The 16259-nt window shown below is 39.4% G+C and carries 19 protein-coding genes; 1 reads left to right on the top strand and 18 read right to left on the bottom strand.

Translation table 11 applies throughout. The annotated features are described in order from the left end of the window. Positions 1-109 precede the first annotated feature (109 nt). The 15 genes from paaX to ACIQLB_RS08985 all read right to left on the bottom strand — a co-directional run bounded on the left by paaX (position 110) and on the right by ACIQLB_RS08985 (position 12676). Positions 110-934 carry a phenylacetic acid degradation operon negative regulatory protein PaaX gene (gene paaX, locus ACIQLB_RS09055; RefSeq protein WP_249072427.1) on the bottom strand — a complete coding sequence of 275 codons (825 nt, stop codon included), beginning with the start codon at positions 932-934 and terminating at the stop codon, positions 110-112. Positions 935-955: 21 nt separating this feature from the next. Continuing rightward, entirely contained in the window at positions 956-1732 is a 777-nt protein-coding gene (locus tag ACIQLB_RS09050) for an enoyl-CoA hydratase-related protein (protein ID WP_400724031.1), read from the bottom strand. Positions 1733-1801: 69 nt separating this feature from the next. Then, positions 1802-3004, bottom strand: coding sequence for an acetyl-CoA C-acyltransferase (locus ACIQLB_RS09045; protein WP_400724028.1), 1203 nt, complete (start codon positions 3002-3004; stop codon positions 1802-1804). Further along, the gene (locus tag ACIQLB_RS09040; RefSeq protein ID WP_400724025.1) at positions 3001-3870 is read right to left on the bottom strand and encodes a 3-hydroxyacyl-CoA dehydrogenase; all 870 of its coding nucleotides are present in this window, start codon (positions 3868-3870) and stop codon (positions 3001-3003) included. The genes ACIQLB_RS09045 and ACIQLB_RS09040 overlap by 4 nt, the downstream gene beginning before the upstream one ends. 74 nt (positions 3871-3944) lie before the next feature. Next, on the bottom strand, positions 3945-5453 hold the full coding sequence (locus tag ACIQLB_RS09035; RefSeq protein WP_400724022.1) for an aldehyde dehydrogenase family protein: 1509 nt from the start codon (positions 5451-5453) through the stop codon (positions 3945-3947). A 16-nt stretch (positions 5454-5469) separates the two neighbouring features. Beyond that, positions 5470-6243 (bottom strand): enoyl-CoA hydratase-related protein, encoded by a 774-nt coding sequence (locus ACIQLB_RS09030; RefSeq protein WP_400724019.1) that lies wholly within the window; start codon positions 6241-6243, stop codon positions 5470-5472. A 2-nt stretch (positions 6244-6245) separates the two neighbouring features. Continuing rightward, positions 6246-7022: an enoyl-CoA hydratase/isomerase family protein gene (locus ACIQLB_RS09025; RefSeq protein ID WP_400724016.1), complete on the bottom strand. Its 777-nt coding sequence runs from the start codon at positions 7020-7022 to the stop codon at positions 6246-6248. Next, on the bottom strand, positions 7022-7324 hold the full coding sequence (locus tag ACIQLB_RS09020; protein ID WP_400724014.1) for an EthD family reductase: 303 nt from the start codon (positions 7322-7324) through the stop codon (positions 7022-7024). Before ACIQLB_RS09020 ends, ACIQLB_RS09025 begins: the two co-directional genes overlap by 1 nt. 19 nt (positions 7325-7343) lie before the next feature. Next, the gene (paaD, locus tag ACIQLB_RS09015; RefSeq protein ID WP_400724011.1) at positions 7344-7841 is read right to left on the bottom strand and encodes a 1,2-phenylacetyl-CoA epoxidase subunit PaaD; all 498 of its coding nucleotides are present in this window, start codon (positions 7839-7841) and stop codon (positions 7344-7346) included. 29 nt (positions 7842-7870) lie between these two features. Further along, entirely contained in the window at positions 7871-8671 is an 801-nt protein-coding gene (paaC, locus tag ACIQLB_RS09010) for a 1,2-phenylacetyl-CoA epoxidase subunit PaaC (RefSeq protein ID WP_400724008.1), read from the bottom strand. After that, positions 8664-9017 (bottom strand): 1,2-phenylacetyl-CoA epoxidase subunit PaaB, encoded by a 354-nt coding sequence (paaB, locus tag ACIQLB_RS09005; protein WP_132358347.1) that lies wholly within the window; start codon positions 9015-9017, stop codon positions 8664-8666. The genes paaC and paaB overlap by 8 nt, the downstream gene beginning before the upstream one ends. A gap of 23 nt (positions 9018-9040) precedes the next feature. Continuing rightward, on the bottom strand, positions 9041-9994 hold the full coding sequence (gene paaA / locus ACIQLB_RS09000) for a 1,2-phenylacetyl-CoA epoxidase subunit PaaA (protein WP_400724005.1): 954 nt from the start codon (positions 9992-9994) through the stop codon (positions 9041-9043). Positions 9995-10063: 69 nt separating this feature from the next. After that, the gene (locus tag ACIQLB_RS08995; protein WP_370078728.1) at positions 10064-10303 is read right to left on the bottom strand and encodes a ferredoxin; all 240 of its coding nucleotides are present in this window, start codon (positions 10301-10303) and stop codon (positions 10064-10066) included. Between the two features lie 28 nt (positions 10304-10331). Beyond that, positions 10332-11348 (bottom strand): NAD(P)/FAD-dependent oxidoreductase, encoded by a 1017-nt coding sequence (locus tag ACIQLB_RS08990; protein WP_400724002.1) that lies wholly within the window; start codon positions 11346-11348, stop codon positions 10332-10334. Continuing rightward, a complete protein-coding gene (locus ACIQLB_RS08985) occupies positions 11345-12676 on the bottom strand; it encodes a phenylacetate--CoA ligase family protein (RefSeq protein ID WP_400723999.1) in 1332 nt (443 codons plus the stop codon). Before ACIQLB_RS08985 ends, ACIQLB_RS08990 begins: the two co-directional genes overlap by 4 nt. Before the next feature lie 448 nt (positions 12677-13124). Here ACIQLB_RS08985 and ACIQLB_RS08980 point away from each other — a divergent pair, with 448 nt between their 5' ends. Further along, positions 13125-13559, top strand: coding sequence for a PaaI family thioesterase (locus tag ACIQLB_RS08980; RefSeq protein ID WP_400723996.1), 435 nt, complete (start codon positions 13125-13127; stop codon positions 13557-13559). A 106-nt stretch (positions 13560-13665) separates the two neighbouring features. On the opposite strand, the gene ACIQLB_RS08975 is transcribed toward ACIQLB_RS08980, so the two are convergent. From ACIQLB_RS08975 to ACIQLB_RS08965, 3 genes are read right to left on the bottom strand one after another with little or no spacing between them, the layout of a single operon-like run. Next, positions 13666-14412, bottom strand: coding sequence for an ABC transporter ATP-binding protein (locus tag ACIQLB_RS08975; RefSeq protein WP_400723993.1), 747 nt, complete (start codon positions 14410-14412; stop codon positions 13666-13668). Continuing rightward, positions 14405-15202 (bottom strand): ABC transporter ATP-binding protein, encoded by a 798-nt coding sequence (locus tag ACIQLB_RS08970; RefSeq protein WP_400723990.1) that lies wholly within the window; start codon positions 15200-15202, stop codon positions 14405-14407. Before ACIQLB_RS08970 ends, ACIQLB_RS08975 begins: the two co-directional genes overlap by 8 nt. Continuing rightward, on the bottom strand, positions 15195-16247 hold the full coding sequence (locus ACIQLB_RS08965; RefSeq protein ID WP_400723987.1) for a branched-chain amino acid ABC transporter permease: 1053 nt from the start codon (positions 16245-16247) through the stop codon (positions 15195-15197). The genes ACIQLB_RS08970 and ACIQLB_RS08965 overlap by 8 nt, the downstream gene beginning before the upstream one ends. Positions 16248-16259 lie beyond the last annotated feature (12 nt).

Raw genomic sequence — 16259 nt, 5'->3', positions numbered from 1 at the left:
TATCTGGAGACAACATAAAAAAATAGAGAAATCCGAATTTGAATTCATTCAAATTCGGATTTCTCACTAATTGAAGCTAGTTATGTCCCAGCCTCTCTTTTTTCATTTTTTAATTATCTGCATGGAATATTTCTTCAAAGAAACGGCATGAAGGGCCTTCCAATAAATTATAATATTCTTGGAATAATAGCGCAGCATGATTTCCACTCCACATAGGCGGTAATAATTCTTGGGGCAGTCCTGGATCGATAAATAAAAATTTACGATATTCATGAACAAGATTTGTACGCTCTACAAAACACTCGGCATCCGACATTTCCTGTCTTGAGATTGCACTTTGATGAATAATATATTGCTTACTATATTGATCCATAAACTTCTCATAACGTGCCTCAATCTCAGCCAACGACCAGCTTTTTTCGATTAGTGCTTCATGATCATGAGGGCCAATGTATTCAGCTGTAAAAAAGTCTACATGATTAGCAATATCATATTTTTGGATGAGGAGTTTAACCTCTTCTTCTAAATTATTTGGGGATATCCAACAGCCATTCGAAAAGGAGCCAAATCCACTCCATAAGAGCTCTTTACGTAATTCATCTCGAATTTGACGCTTATCTTCCGGAATAGAGTACATTAAAAGTCTCCATTTTCCATCCCATTGAGTCGGTTTTAATTTAAAAATACGATTTGCTGCCTCTTGCATCCGTATTTCACCGCGTTTTGTTAAAAAATAATAACTCCGATTCCCTCGTTTTTCTGATTGTAGCCATCCTTGCTTAACCATTCTAGATACAGAAACGCGTACATTTTGCTCTGTGTGACCGAATTCTTTTAATAAACGAATCAAACTACCGATCCAAATTTTTGAACCGTAATGCATAATATAATCGCCATAGAGCGTAAAAATCATAGACTGTGTATTTGCGCCCATTCTCTCCCTCTACTTTCTAACTCATTTTCCTTGAAATGCAGGTTGCCTTTTTTCGCTGAACGCCTGTAAAGCTTCGAGACGATCTTCTGTCGGAATGACTAACTCATATGCCTTTGATTCGATCGCAAGACCCGTTTGTAAATCGGTATTCATACCTTGTGTAATGGCATATTTTGCTTGACGAACAGCGACAGGGCCATTTTGCATAATTCGCATTGCGAGTGATTCACATTCGTCCAGCAACGCCTCTCGTGGCACTGCTTTTAAAATGATGCCTAGAGCTTCTGCCTCTGTAGCTGTAATTTTCGCTGCTGTTAAAATCATTTCTTTTGCTTTCATTTCGCCGATTAATCGTGGTAATCGCTGCGTACCACCTGCACCAGGAATTATTGCCCAACTTGTTTCAGTAAGACCTAGTAGTGCCTCGTTAACTGCAATCGCAAAATCACATGCTAATAACCATTCAAATCCACCACCTAGTGCATGCCCATTCACTGCTGCAATAGTTGGTTGTGGTAAATTTGCTATGCTATTAAACACGTCTCGAATTGCGCGTACGTTCCGACGTACTTCTTGCGTTGTTAATGTTTTTCGTTCTTTTAAATCTGCACCCGCACTAAATGCCTTTTCGCCCGCACCTGTAAAAATAACAGCGCGGACATTTTCAGCTATATGTAATTCGTCTACTACTTGTTGCAGTTGAAATAAAGTATCATAGTTAAAACAATTTAACACCTCTGGACGATTTATTGTTACATAAGCAATATAATTTTCTATTCTAAATGAAATACTTTTCATTTGCAAACTCTCCTTTTCCATTCGATTTTTTCCGAAAAAAACGGCACATTTTTGTGCCGTTTATAATGATCATTCTATATTTTCAATAATCGTTGCAATCCCTTGCCCGACACCGATACACATTGAAGCAAGGCCATATTGTACGTTTTGTTTTTTCATCTCGTAAAGTAATGTGGTTACTATTCGGGCACCACTTGCGCCTAGTGGATGACCAAATGCAATAGCGCCCCCGTTGACATTGACTTGTGCTGGATTTAGTTCAAGCTGCTTAATGGATTCTATTGCTTGGGAAGCAAATGCTTCATTTATTTCGTATAAACCAATGTCATTTGTTGTTAGGCCAGCGCGTTGTAATGCTTTTTTTGAAGAATAGATTGGGCCTAAACCCATAACAGCTGGCTCTAATCCTGCAACAGCACCTGTTATATATCGTGCTAATGGTGTTATACCTAACACTTTTGCTTTTTCTGCACTCATTAATAATAATGCCGAGGCACCATCATTCACTCCAGAAGCATTACCGGCTGTCACAGTCCCATTTTCAAAAATAGATCGTAGTTTAGCAAGTGCTTCTAACGTTGTATCGGGACGTGGATGTTCATCTGTATCCACGATAATTTCATTTCCTTTTTTATCTTTCACGTACACAGGCACGATTTCTTCTGCGAAACGGTTTGTGGCAATCGCTTTTTTCGCACGTTGTTGGCTTTCAAATGCAAATGCATCTTGTTCCTCACGACTAATATGAAAACGTTTGGCAACATTTTCAGCAGTTTGAGGCATTGTATCCGCTCCATACATACTTTGCAATTTTGGGTTCGTAAAACGCCAGCCGATCGTTGTATCAAACATCTTTTGATCGCCTCTCGGATAATCTACTTCCGGTTTCCCCATGACAAACGGTGCACGTGTCATACTTTCCGTACCACCGGCAATAAAAATATCGCCCTCACCACTCTTAATAGCTCGAGCTGCAAAATGTATAGCATCCATGCCTGAACCACAAAGCCGATTAATGGTAGTTCCCCCGACCTCAATTGGTAGCTCAGCAAGTAATGCAGCCATTCGGGCGACGTTTCGATTATCTTCTCCCGCTTGGTTGGCATTTCCGAAAATAACATCCTCAATTTGTTTAACTGGCACTTTCGGGTTACGCTCTATAAGCGCCTTTATGACAGTCGCAGCTAAGTCATCCGGCCGAACAGTTTTTAATGCACCTTTATAACGACCAATTGGTGTACGAACAGCATCTACAATTACGACTTCTGTCATTTTTTCACCACCTCTTTTTGCTCACTATAGTCATAAACCCCTTTTCCACTCTTTCGACCGAGACGTCCAGCTTGTACATATTGTTCAAGTAGTGGTGCTGGGCGGTATTTTTCACCGAGCTTTTCATGTAAATATCGTAAATTGTTCAGACGTACATCAAGACCGACTAAATCGACCAATTCGAACGGTCCCATCGGATAATTTAAGCCTAGTTTAATAGCTTTATCGATGTCTTCTGGACTACCTAAGCCTTCCTGTAACATATAAAATGCTTCATTCCCTACGAGTGCACTAATACGACTTGTAACAAAACCTGGGAATTCATTGATGACGACCGTTTGTTTGCCCATTTGTTCAGCAATTTCGCAAATGGTTTGGACTGTTTCATCACTAGTTTCTAAACCTCTAATAATCTCCACGAGCTCCATTTTATGCACAGGATTAAAAAAGTGCATCGCAATAGTTTGTTCAGGTCGTTTTGCGTAGGAAGCAATTTCTGTTGGACTCATCGTTGAAGTATTTGAGGCAAATAAACAGTGGGGTGAAGCAAACTGTTCCATCTGCTCGAAGACAGACCGTTTAATGTCCCTTTTTTCGGGTACTGCTTCAATGATTAAGTCTGCTTTATTTGCGACAGTAGCTAAATCTGTCACATAAGTCAGACGTAATGTTGCTTCATGTACTTGCTGCGCTGTTAATTTTCCGCGTCCAACAGATTTTTCGAAAATGGATGTAATTTCATTTTGAGCATTTTGTAACGCCTGTTCGTTAATGTCTACAATAGCTGTTTCAAAGCCACTGATTGCGCTAACGTAGGCAATACCGCGTCCCATAACCCCTGACCCGATGACAATAATTTTTTTCATGAAAGCAACCTCCTTATTGTGAAAACCACATACGACGAGTGAAGATATCTCATCGCATATGGTTTTTGTGGTGGTTAGACGCCTAGTGGATTTAGTGGGCGGCTACCATAATATGAAATGATACTTTTCGTCTCTGTATATAAATCTAATGTTTCGATACATAGCTCACGTCCGAAACCGGATTGCTTATACCCGCCAAAAGGGGTCCCTGGCATTGCAGAGAATGGGCAATTGACCATTACGATTCCCGCTTGGATTTGATTAGCAACTCGAGTAGCACGTGCCCCATCTTTAGACCAAACTGCTGAGCCTAAACCGAACTCTGAATCATTCGCTAGTCGAATCGCTTCTTTTTCATCGCTAAATGGCATAACAACAACTACCGGACCAAATATTTCTTCACGCACAACTTTCATGGATTGCGTTACGTCTGTAATAATAGTTGGCTCATACCAGAAACCATTTTCAAAGCCCTCTACCGCCGCTACTTTGCCACCTGTTAAAATGGTTGCGCCCTCATCAATGGCAGATTTCACATAGCCATCGATCGTATTTAATTGATCTTGGTCGATAATCGCCCCCATGTGAGTACCTTTATCGAATGGATCACCTAGTTTAATTGCTTTTGTTTTAGCAACAAATTTCTCTAAAAACTCATCATAAATGTCTTTGTGCACGTATAAGCGTGAACGTGCCTCGCAAGATTGCCCTGAGTTATAGAAAATGCCGTACAGTGAACCATCTACCGCCGCATCAATATCAGCATCTTCAAACACTAGATTTGGTGATTTCCCGCCTAGCTCTAATGTAACTCGTTTTAATGTTTGAGAAGCTTTTTCCATAATTCCTTTGCCGACTGGCGTGGAACCTGTGAAGGCAACTTTATCGATTTGCTGATGCTCCACTAAATAATTCCCTACATCTTTACCTGAACCAGGAATAATGTTGACAACCCCCGCTGGTACACCTGCTTCTAAACAAATTTCACCTAACACGATCGCTGTTAAAGGCGTTAAAGAAGCTGGTTTAACAATAACGGAACAACCAACAGCAATGGCTGGGGCAATTTTCCAAGCAGCCATCATAAGTGGGTAATTCCAAGGAACAATTTGTGCACATACTCCGACAGGCTCTTTTTCTGTGTAATTATGAAATTGACCTGGCATATTATTTACGACTCCACGATGGCCAACAATCGCACCTGCGTAAAATTCGAAATCTTCTATTGCTTGGTTTACTTGGCCCTGCGCAGTACCAAGAGATTTCCCTGTATCAAGCATCTCAAGCTCTACAATTTCATTAAAGCGAGAGCGCATAATAGCAGCAATTTTATGGAGCACCTGTGCACGACGATTAACAGGATATTGCTTCCATTTTCCGAAATCAAATGCTTGGCGAGCTGCTTGCACTGCACGCTCTGCGTCTTCCTGTGAAGCTTTTGCAACAGTCGCTACGACTTTACCTGTAGCAGGATTAATCGTTTCGAATGTCTCACCATTACTGCTCTCTACCTTTTCACCATTAATAATTAAATGATAAAAATCGCGTTTCACTAATACTTTCTCTTGTACTTGTTGTGTCATTATCATTCACTCCTTTTTATTGTCCATTAAAATGAGGCTGTCTTTTTTCTGCAAATGCTTTCATACCTTCTTGATGATCATCTGTCGCTCCGGCAATACTTTGGCTTTGTGCTTCGTAAACAAGGAAGTCTTCGAACTTTAAGTGTTCTGCTGCCTTGATATTACGTTTAATAAGGCCTATTGCTTTTGTCGGTAACTGGACAATCTGTTGCGCGAATGAATGCACGTCATCTTCAAACGTTTCATTGCTATAGACAGCAGTTGTTAAACCTAATTGTTTGGCTTCCTCTGCTTTTATACGTTGACCGAGTAAAGAAATTTCAAGTGCTTTAGCATCGCCAACTAATCGTTTTAAGTAGTATAAATTCCCAGAATCCGGAATTAATCCTACATGGATAAAGGCATTCATAAAGAAAGATTTCTCCGACATTATTCGGAAGTCGGCAGCAAGTGCTAAACTAAAGCCAGCACCTGCAGCTGCACCATTCACAGCTGCGATAATTGGTTTTTCACAGCTATGTAACTGTTGAACCATCGGGCCATAGTAATCTGTTAGAATATCACCAAGTTTTGTATTTTCACCAATAACCGAAAGATCTTGACCTGAACAAAATGCGCGTCCTTCACCACGAAGTACAATACAACGTACTTCATCATCTAATGATGCTTGTTTGACGGCAGTACGAATTTCATGATTCATCTGTGCGGTGAATGCATTTAATGTGTCGGGACGATTTAATGAAATATACGCTACGGATTCTTTTAGTTCGTATTGAATGGTTTCAAACATAATTATCTCCCCTTAAAGTTCGGTTGACGTTTTTCAACAAATGCTTGCATGCCTTCTTTTTGATCTTCTGAAGAGAATAATAAATAGAAATTTTTCCGTTCAAACTGCATCCCTTCATAGAGCGAGTAGTCCACAGCTTTGTTGACAGCTTCTTTAATAAGACGTAAAGCGAGGGCAGGTTTTTGTGCGAGCATCATCGCTGTTTTATGTGTTTCTTCTATTAACATCTCTGGTTGCACAACCTTGTTGATGATGCCATATGCGAGCGCTTCATCCGCAGTAATCCTTGCTGCGCTCCATATCCACTCTAATGCTTTCGTTCGCCCTACTAATTTTGTTAAGCGCTGTGTACCACCCGCCCCAGGCATAACGCCAAGGTTTATTTCAGGGAAGCTAAATTCTGTGCCCTCTGCGGCGATTAATACATCACAACAAAGGGCTAATTCAAAGCCACCTCCGAAAACGAATCCTTTTACACTACCGATAATAGGCTTTTTAATTTGCCCGATGCGATCCCAATCAGCAAATTGATTTAATAGCTCTAAACGAACCGCGTTGTCTGCCGCCATTTCATCAATATCTGCACCAGATGAAAACGCTTTACCATTTCCGGCTAAAACGATGACCTGTACGCCTTCGTCACGATCAAACAATTCCATCGCCTGCATAATTTCTCGTACCATGGCACGATTTAATGAATTGTATTGGCGAGGGCGGTTTAAGGTGATATACCCTATCCCACTGTCAATCATTACTTCAATAAATGTGAAATCTGTCATTATGCATCTTCACCGATGATTAATGTGACGATATCACTCGCAAAGCTCATTAAATCTTTGCCCGATGCTTTCCCTTCTGGTGACCGTAGTCCACTCTTTAAATCTTCTGGGCTATCATATGTCATTTCACACATTAAGTAATACGGTGTTTCTGTACCCATCGGAGTTGAATTAAATTTAGTTACTTTCATTTCACGTAAGCCTGGTATTTTCGCAGTAATTGGTGTATGAACTTTTTCGTAATGCTCATCAAATGCCACCTTATCAACAGGGTGTTTATATAACGCGATTAATTTTGCCATCTTAAATACGCTCCTTTGTCTACATGGAAGTAGAAATTATTTTCATTGCTTCAAATGGATTCTTACAGCTTTTGCAATACAAAATACTGCGACAAGCTGTTGGACCAAAAATATTTTCAAGCGTGACATAGGTAGAACTACAGTACGGGCAATCTACATGCCACGAGCCGTCTTCTTTTAAAAAACGAGGTGGTGGTGCAATACCAAATTGCTTTAGTCCTTCTCGTCCCTTTTCTGTTACACGATCAGAAGTCCAGGTAGGATGATTGATAAACACGACACTCACTTCCCGAACGTCTTCTAGTTGTTCGACTGCTTTTTTTATATTTTGTTGAATAATTGTCAATGCAGGACATCCTGAAAATGTTGGTAGCACTTCAATACGTACATGACCATCATTCACTTGCACACGCTCAATCATGCCAAGGTCAATAATACTCACCGTATCAATTTCAGGGTCCTTCACTGCATCGAGTACTTCATAGATGTGTGCTTCGTGCAGACCCGTAGTTGTCATCGTTATCCTCCTTTATTTGCAATAGATCGTTACCAGCTTGCCGCCAAATCAGATCGATACACCTCTGACATTGTTTCAATAGCCGAAGTTAAATCATCAGTATGTTGTCCGTGGCGACCATTGATGATTGGTTCTGGTAATACAGGTATTGCGATTTCTATTGCTTCAAAAGTTGGAGTTACAATGGCCAACCAACGTTCTTTTATGGCCGCTTCTGACTCGATCAATTCACATGCTGTTATGTGCTCAGCTGTGTTGCCCAATGACAATAAATCACCGGCATCCTTTATCACTTCTTGTAATGCCGCCACCATACGAGAACGTGATTCTTCTGTTGCTGTACATAATTGCGTAAACCACGTTGTCCAGTGCATCTGATGATAATAAAGTTCCGTACTAATTTTCACAGCCACTTCTTTGATTGGTGTATAGCTGCTCGCTTTGAGTGCATCAATCTTCGCTTTTTTCGCCGTTGTATAGACAAAATTACGTGCTACTGCGTATCCCCAATCATAATTCGGTGCTTCTTTGTAGTAGCCTTCTCCATTCGGGCGTTCTACAAGTAGACTGTTACAGCGCTCCTCTTTTGGTCGAAGCTGTGCTAATGAATCTGCAGTGCCTTCGCCAAGCTCTTCTAAAAGCGTATAATATAATTTTGCGTGTCCCATTGTATCTTGGGTTATGGATGAGAATGCTACATCTTCCTCAATATGTGGCACCAGCCCAAGCCACTCAGAGCCGCGATACGAAAACAAATAATCATCATCCGCTAATTGATACAGTACTGTAAGGACTGCCTTTTTATATTCAGGCGTTACTTCGTTAGTCATCTTTCTTCCCTCCCCCGCCCCAAGATAGAATTTCTTTTTCGTCCAGCATGACTTGTTCATAGTGACGCCATTTTTTCTTTAAATAACCGTAGCCTTTTGTTGTACGGTAATCTTTATTGTCTAGTCGTTGTAGCGCTTGTTTATTGTCTTGGGTTAGGCCGTGTAAATGTTTACGATTGACTACCCAAATGTCGACCACAGGCTCACGACGCATAAAGTTTTCCTGTGCCATAACTAGCGCCATTTCTCCATTCGGTGCTAAAAGACTAAATTGATGCTGGAAATGTGATGTTGGTGTTCGTTTACTAAATACTTCGAATTCTTGATAGAAAGATTGTTTTTCCACGATGATAGCCCCTCTCTATAGCATTAATTTACTAGAGCCGTTAATGCTTCCCGTACCCATGTGTTATTTTCGTATGATGAACGACGAAGTGCTAAGCGTTCTTGAGAACATGGACCTTCGTTGCGTTGGATTTTTTTGAAATATTCCCAGTTTGGCTCTTGGTAAATCCATTTATTTTGCGCTTCATCAAAGTGCAAAGTCGGATCTGGCACAGTTAAGCCTAACGATTGAATACGAGGAACGTATTTTGTTAAGAAGCTTTGACGTAATTCTTCATTCGTCAAGACACGAATTTTATATTTAATAGTTAAATCTTGTTTGCTAGAACCTGTTGTGTCCTTTGATGCTGGGCCAAAGAAAAATAATAGGGATTCCCACCAGCGATTTAACGCGTCTTGCACAAGTGCACGTTGTTCAGGTGTACCTTCTGCCAACGCCATAATAATGGCTTCACCGTGTTGTGCATGGAATACTTCTTCTGCACAAATACGTTGTAAAGCACGTGCATAAGGACCATACGATGAACCTAACATGTTCGTTTGTGAGATAATGGCAGCACCATCTACAAGCCAGCCAATTAAACCCGCATCCCCCCATGATTTTGTTTCCATATGGAATACATTGTGGAACTTAAGACGCCCTTCGAATAAATCAGTCATTATATCGCCACGATTTTTACCATATGGTTTTAGCAAATCTTCTGCTACGCGTAATAATAATTGACCATGTCCCATCTCATCTTGAACCTTCGCCATAATCCCTAGCTTTCGATATAATGTCGGAGCTTTTGGAACCCATTCTTTCTCAGGAAGAGCACCCATTATTTCACTAATACCATGCATCGAAATTAATTTGATTAACGCCAAACGATACTCTTCCGGCATCCAATCATCTACTTCAATCTTTTCACCCGCAGCAATCCGCGCCTCAAATTGCTCTTGTAATTGTTGTTCAGATACTTGAGTAACGACACTCATCGTAAAAACCTCCTTATAACTATTATTCGATAATCGTTACTATTATGTTATGTTGGAGAGCAAAAAAAATCACACTTCCAACAAGACCTTATTATCGTTTGCTACTTTAATTGATTCTGTTGGGCAGCCTTCCATTGCATCCTCTAAATCATCATATAAATCTATCGGCACTTCTTTACAACCTTGGTTATTGTCTAAAATAACAAAGGCAATTCCTTCGTCATTATAATCAAAAATATCCGGAGCAGATGCGCCACATGCGCCACAAGCAATACATGTATCTTGATCTACTCTAGTGAATTTCGCCATACACTCATTCCTTTCACAACCTACAGCATTAGGTAAGTTGTTTCTTTTTTTCTTCCATTACACTTGTACTATGCAATGGTTGCACTTTAGATGTTGGATCAATATATACTTTTGCGTTACTAATAGCAGTAGGTGCCTCTCCAAACCCACTAACAATTAACTTTACTTTCCCATCATATGTGCAAATATCACCTGCCGCATAAATACCTGGAATGTTAGTTTCCATACGTGAATTAACGACGATGGCATTTTTATTAATTTCCAAGCCCCAGTTTTTAATGGCCCCTAACGACGAAACAAAACCAAAGTTTACGATAATATCATCGACACCATAGATTGGTTGGATGGTTTCATCTTTTGCATGCTTTAATTTGACATGTGTAATGTGCTCTTCCCCTATCAGTTCTTCAGGTACATAAGGTGTAATGACCTCAACCGTTGATTGCATTAAATTTTCTACACTATGTTCATGCGCACGAAACTTATCCCGTCTATGGACAATAGAAACCTTTTTAGCAATTGGTTCTAGCATCATCGCCCAGTCGACTGCTGAATCGCCGCCACCAAACACCATCACGTTGCGATCTTTAAATGCATTGAGATCATTAATGAAGTAATGTAAATTACATTGTGCATACTTATCGTTCTCATCTAATTCAAGCTTTCGAACTTTAAACGCACCGTTTCCAGCAGTGATCAATATTGTGCGAGAATAATGCGTACTCTTTGTGGTAACAATTTTGAAAATACCGTTTTCATCTTTTTCGATAGTTTGTACAGATTCATTCGTACAGACATCCACCGGGAAAGTATTCATTTGTTCTTTTAAATTATTGATAAGATCTTGTGCGAGAATTTTCGGAAAACCCGCTATATCATAAATATATTTTTCTGGATAAAGAGCAGCTAACTGGCCGCCCAACTGAGGAAGACTTTCGAGAATCTTGACGCTCATGCCGCGCATACCACCATAGAAGGCGGCAAACATCCCAACAGGCCCTCCACCTATAATGGTCACATCTTTTATTTGCTCAGTATCAATCATTGAAGAACCTCCTTCTGTTCCATTCTTCTATCAATGACACGAATTGCTTTTCCTACAGAGCGTGGAATAGCACCACTATTTTCAATGACTAGACTAACGGAAACTAAGCAGGCATTTTTTAAATCGTGCTTGATCTCCTTTGTCAGTAATTGTATAAGCGGATGGTTGAGGTCACCTCCTACTTTTTCGTATAATTTTGGCGTTAACTCAACATGTAGTTCGATCGCATCCATATTTCCTTTTTTCAATAAATGGATTTGATAATGTGGTGCCAACCCTTCAATTTGCAATAACTCACGCTCGATTTCAGATGGAAAAACATTGACTCCACGAATAATTAACATATCATCTGTACGTCCCTTAACTCGTGCCATCCGCATTGTTGTACGTCCACATTTACATTTTTCACGTGTAATCGAAGTAATATCACCCGTACGATAACGAATAATTGGAAGCGCTTCCTTTGTTAAGCTAGTAATAACCAATTCCCCATCTTCTCCATCAACTACAGGTTCTAATGTATCTGGATCGATCACTTCTACGAAGAAATGATCTTCCGCTATATGTAAACCATCTTGCGCTTCATAGCATTCAATCGATACGCCAGGACCTAGTACTTCACTTAAACCATAAATATCCATCGCGCGAATTTTTAATTTATCCTCTATGGCACGGCGCATTTCCTCTGACCAAGGCTCTGCACCAAAAATTCCATATTCAATCCCGTTCGTCGTTGGATCAATTCCCATTTCCTCCATCTTTTCAGCGATGGTTAGAATATAAGAAGGTGTCCCTGCGATGCCTCGTGGTTTAAAATCTTCAATTAATGTAATTTGACGCTCCGTATTTCCACCTGAGACCGGTACAACTGCTGCGCCTAAAGTTTCGGCTCCGTAGTGTAAACCCATCCCACCAGTAAATAGACCATAGCCGTAAGCATTATGAAAGATATCTGATTTGAGTCCCCCTGCGGTAACAATAGCGCGAGCTAAAAGTCCCGACCACATATCGATATCATTTTTCGTATAACCAACAATTGTTGGTTTTCCACTAGTACCTGAAGAACCATGAATGCGGACTACATCATCCATCGGTACTGCAAAAAGTTTAAATGGATATTGCTCACGTAAATTTACTTTTTTAGTAAATGGCAATTTGCGAATATCTTCTAAACTTTGAATATCAGCTGGTTTAACTCCAAGCTGATCAAACTGTTCCTTGTAGAAAGGTGTATTATTATAAACTTTTTCAACTGTTTCTATTAATCGCTCTAGCTGAATTCTTGCCATTTCTCCCCTTGAAGCTGTTTCTATTTCTAGATGATACATTTACTAACCCCCTTTATGCTATTACAATTCATTTAATATAACAAATAATTTACGAGAGTTTTAGTTTCGTAATTAATATTAAGATAAACAAATTTGTCCGAATTGTCAATATATTTTATTTTCTCTAATTAAAGTTGATTAATTAGTCGCCTATTAACGTTTTATCTTAAATGCTTTTTATTCATAAATACAAAAAGAAATTTGTAAAGCTCTCCTTCAAATCCACTATTAATAAGAGATATTTAAATAAATACACAAATATAAACCGAAAAATCAAAATAATTCTACAAAACTACGTTAATACGTTTACTTTCCTAATAATAGGTGTTAAATTAATTTTGTATTTCACTTTAATTCCATTCGTTATCAATTTGTATGTATGATTTTCGTCTATTTTACATATACACGAATGGTGAAACAAATTTTTATTCATAAAGGGGGATTTACATTGACATTAACCGAGGCACAACAACACGAAAAATATTATGATGAAATTTTTGAAGCTTTATCAAAAGAACCATACGCAAATTATTTAGGGATAGAATTAGTTGAATTAAAAGCAGGCTTTGCAAAAGTAACACTTTCTCCAAAACCTCATATGCTCAATACACATGGTACTGTACATGGAGGCATTATTTTTTCTTTAGCCGACTACGCCTTTGCGGCAGCTAGTAATTCTTACGGCAAGACAGCTGTCGGTGTAACGAATACTATACATTACATGAGCGCAGGTTTGGCAGGACAGCAACTAACAGCTATCGCAGAAGAGGTAAAAAAAACACACCGTTTAGCTTGGTATCGGACCGATGTTTGGAGCAACGATGAATTATGTGCAACAATGGAAGCAATGGTTTATCGTAAAAATGACAATTTCATCGAATAAGAGGAAAAGATGTGAGTGGCCTGCGTTAAGTAGGTTTCTCACATCTTTTTTGACATCGTAAAATCCCTCACTTGTTACAACAAGGAGGAATCTCGATGAAGCTATTTTATACTTGCATAATATCTTTCGACGTTGTGTGCGCTTTACCGAAGTATGCTTCTTGGATTTTCGGGTCATTCAACAGAGCTTGTGCAGTACCTGAAATGGCCATTTTCCCATGTGCTAAAACGCATGCACGATCGGCCACCTTCAATGCCGCTTTCACATTCTGCTCTACTAAAATGATTGTGACACCTCGCTCATCACATAATCTACGTAAAATAGTCATAATGTCTTTGACGATTAAAGGAGCGAGTCCTAATGATGGCTCATCAAGCATCAAAACTTTCGGTTTGGCCATTAAACCTCGCCCAATTGCCACCATTTGCTGTTCTCCACCTGAAAGTAAACCCCCCGGGCGATTAAGCATTTGCTTTAAGCGTGGAAATAATTCTACAATTTCCTCATAGTCTTGATGCACAGTTTTTTTATCTCTACTATATCGGTGATAAGCACCTAGCATCAGATTATCCTTGACAGATAATGAAGAAAAAATCTGTCTTCGTTCTGGCACTAAACATATCCCATTAGCGACTGTCTTTTGCACACCATCTTTCGTAATATCTAACCCTTTGTACGCTATTTTTCCTTCACTCGGTGAATACACACCAGCTAATGTACCGAGGAGCGTACTTTTCCCTGCGCCATTTGATCCGACTATCGATAATAACTCTCCCTCTACTAGTTCAAAGTCAATACCTTCAAGAACATGTAAATGCCCGTGATAAGTATGTAATTTTTCGACTTTAAGCATAGACCACACCTTCCTCCGCTTCATCATCGCCCAAGTATGCTGCCACAACCTTTGGATTTTTGTAAATCTCTTCTGGTGTACCTTCTCCAATCTTGACCCCGTTATCGACAACAACTAAACGATCTGAAATAGACATAACGGTTTCCATATCATGCTCGACGAATAAAAAAGTCATTCCATCTGCGCGCATTTTTAAAATAACCTCGACTAATTGCCTCGATTCCTCAGCATTCAGGCCTGCCATTGGTTCATCTAATAAAATGAGTTGAGGCTTTGAAATCGCTGCACGTGCAATTTCAAGAAGTCGTTGACACCCATAAGGTAATTTATCGGACATTTCATAGGCAAACTCAGCAATACCTACATCTTTTAAACATTGTAATGCACTCTCCATCGTATAAACTTCTTCTTTCACGACAGTTGGTAAACGTAATCCAGCCGTTAAAATATTTGTTTTCATCGTAATATGTGCACCGGTCATTACATTCTCGATAACGGTCATATTATCGAAAACTTCTAAGTTCTGAAATGTTCTTGTCACACCTGCTTGTGCAATTTGATAAGGCTTTTTTCTCGTTAACCGCTTACCTTGGAAATAGACATTCCCTGACGAACTTGGTAATACCCCTGTTATCATATTGAAAAGTGTTGTTTTCCCTGCGCCATTAGGACCAATAACTGCAAATATTTCACCTTTATTAATAGTGAAGGATACATTGTCTACAGCAACAACACCTCCAAATACTTTCGTTAAGTTTTCTACGCTTAAGATAAGCTCTTTGTTAGTCATTTGTTTTACCCCCTGTAGTTCGTGTATCGATTGTGAACGCTATTGGTGCAGGGTGTTCTCTCTTCTTAAGCTTCCCAGCAATTTTCATAAATTGAGGAACTAAGCCATTTGGCATATAAATCAATGTTAAAACTAGCAATAAACCGAAGAAAACGATTTCGAATTCCCCTCCAATGTTAGGGAGCATTATTGGTACAAAATGTTTTAATAGTTCACCAAGTAGAACGTAAGTAGCTGAACCGACAACGGCACCCCAAATATTATTTAATCCGCCGATAATAACCATTATCAAAAAATAAATGGAGGTATTGGCTGTAAATAAATTCGGATTAATAAATGATACATAATGTGCTAATAGTGAACCAGAGATAGATGTGAAAATAGCACTTGTCACAAAAATTTGTAGTTTATATTTCATTAAATTTACACCAACGGCATCTGCAGCAATCTCACTCCCCTCAATTGAACGTAAGCCACGCCCAATTCTTGAGTGAATAATATTCCGTGAGAAAATGAGCGCCATAAAAACAAATAGCCAAATAAGATAGAAGTAACTTTGATCTGTAACAAATTCAAAGCCGAATAACCGAATCGCCGGTATACCGAAGAAGCCATTCGAGCCCCCTGTAATAGAGGTTAATTCTTTAAATGCTGTGTAAACAATAATTCCAAACCCTAGTGTTGCTAACGCTAAATAGTAACCTTTCAACTTAAATGTAGGAATGCCAATTAATAATGCAACAAGCGCAGAAATGAGCGCACCTACCAATATCGCTAACCAGGGAGATAACCCTAATGTAGCTGTCATATAAGCAGACGTGTAGGCACCAATTCCATAAAAAGCCGCATGTCCTAGTGAAATTTGTCCAGCATAGCCTGTGAGCATCGTTAAACCTATACATACTAATGCATAAAATCCAATCATCGTAAAAATAGCGAGTGTATAATTAGATCCAACTAGCGGGATACAAAATAGTAGCGCGAAAAAAATACTTGGCCCAACTAAGCTGTTATTATAGATTAACTTTAAGTTTTTTTTGTTCATCGTTGAACCTCC

This window comes from Lysinibacillus sp. NPDC092081 (assembly GCF_044755845.1).
Taxonomy (GTDB): domain Bacteria; phylum Bacillota; class Bacilli; order Bacillales_A; family Planococcaceae; genus Lysinibacillus.
The sequence above is the reverse complement of the archived record's forward strand: the minus strand, read 5'-3'. Positions and strand labels throughout refer to the sequence as shown.

What these genes read in the sequence shown, in the direction of transcription:
- paaX (WP_249072427.1), bottom strand. Translation starts at nt 934, where the DNA reads ATGGGCGCAAATACACAGTCTATGATTTTTACGCTCTATGGCGATTAT.
- ACIQLB_RS09050 (WP_400724031.1), bottom strand. Translation starts at nt 1,732, where the DNA reads ATGAAAAGTATTTCATTTAGAATAGAAAATTATATTGCTTATGTAACA.
- ACIQLB_RS09045 (WP_400724028.1), bottom strand. Translation starts at nt 3,004, where the DNA reads ATGACAGAAGTCGTAATTGTAGATGCTGTTCGTACACCAATTGGTCGT.
- ACIQLB_RS09040 (WP_400724025.1), bottom strand. Translation starts at nt 3,870, where the DNA reads ATGAAAAAAATTATTGTCATCGGGTCAGGGGTTATGGGACGCGGTATT.
- ACIQLB_RS09035 (WP_400724022.1), bottom strand. Translation starts at nt 5,453, where the DNA reads ATGACACAACAAGTACAAGAGAAAGTATTAGTGAAACGCGATTTTTAT.
- ACIQLB_RS09030 (WP_400724019.1), bottom strand. Translation starts at nt 6,243, where the DNA reads ATGTTTGAAACCATTCAATACGAACTAAAAGAATCCGTAGCGTATATT.
- ACIQLB_RS09025 (WP_400724016.1), bottom strand. Translation starts at nt 7,022, where the DNA reads ATGACAGATTTCACATTTATTGAAGTAATGATTGACAGTGGGATAGGG.
- ACIQLB_RS09020 (WP_400724014.1), bottom strand. Translation starts at nt 7,324, where the DNA reads ATGGCAAAATTAATCGCGTTATATAAACACCCTGTTGATAAGGTGGCA.
- paaD (WP_400724011.1), bottom strand. Translation starts at nt 7,841, where the DNA reads ATGACAACTACGGGTCTGCACGAAGCACACATCTATGAAGTACTCGAT.
- paaC (WP_400724008.1), bottom strand. Translation starts at nt 8,671, where the DNA reads ATGACTAACGAAGTAACGCCTGAATATAAAAAGGCAGTCCTTACAGTA.
- paaA (WP_400724005.1), bottom strand. Translation starts at nt 9,994, where the DNA reads ATGAGTGTCGTTACTCAAGTATCTGAACAACAATTACAAGAGCAATTT.
- ACIQLB_RS08995 (WP_370078728.1), bottom strand. Translation starts at nt 10,303, where the DNA reads ATGGCGAAATTCACTAGAGTAGATCAAGATACATGTATTGCTTGTGGC.
- ACIQLB_RS08990 (WP_400724002.1), bottom strand. Translation starts at nt 11,348, where the DNA reads ATGATTGATACTGAGCAAATAAAAGATGTGACCATTATAGGTGGAGGG.
- ACIQLB_RS08985 (WP_400723999.1), bottom strand. Translation starts at nt 12,676, where the DNA reads ATGTATCATCTAGAAATAGAAACAGCTTCAAGGGGAGAAATGGCAAGA.
- ACIQLB_RS08975 (WP_400723993.1), bottom strand. Translation starts at nt 14,412, where the DNA reads ATGCTTAAAGTCGAAAAATTACATACTTATCACGGGCATTTACATGTT.
- ACIQLB_RS08970 (WP_400723990.1), bottom strand. Translation starts at nt 15,202, where the DNA reads ATGACTAACAAAGAGCTTATCTTAAGCGTAGAAAACTTAACGAAAGTA.
- ACIQLB_RS08965 (WP_400723987.1), bottom strand. Translation starts at nt 16,247, where the DNA reads ATGAACAAAAAAAACTTAAAGTTAATCTATAATAACAGCTTAGTTGGG.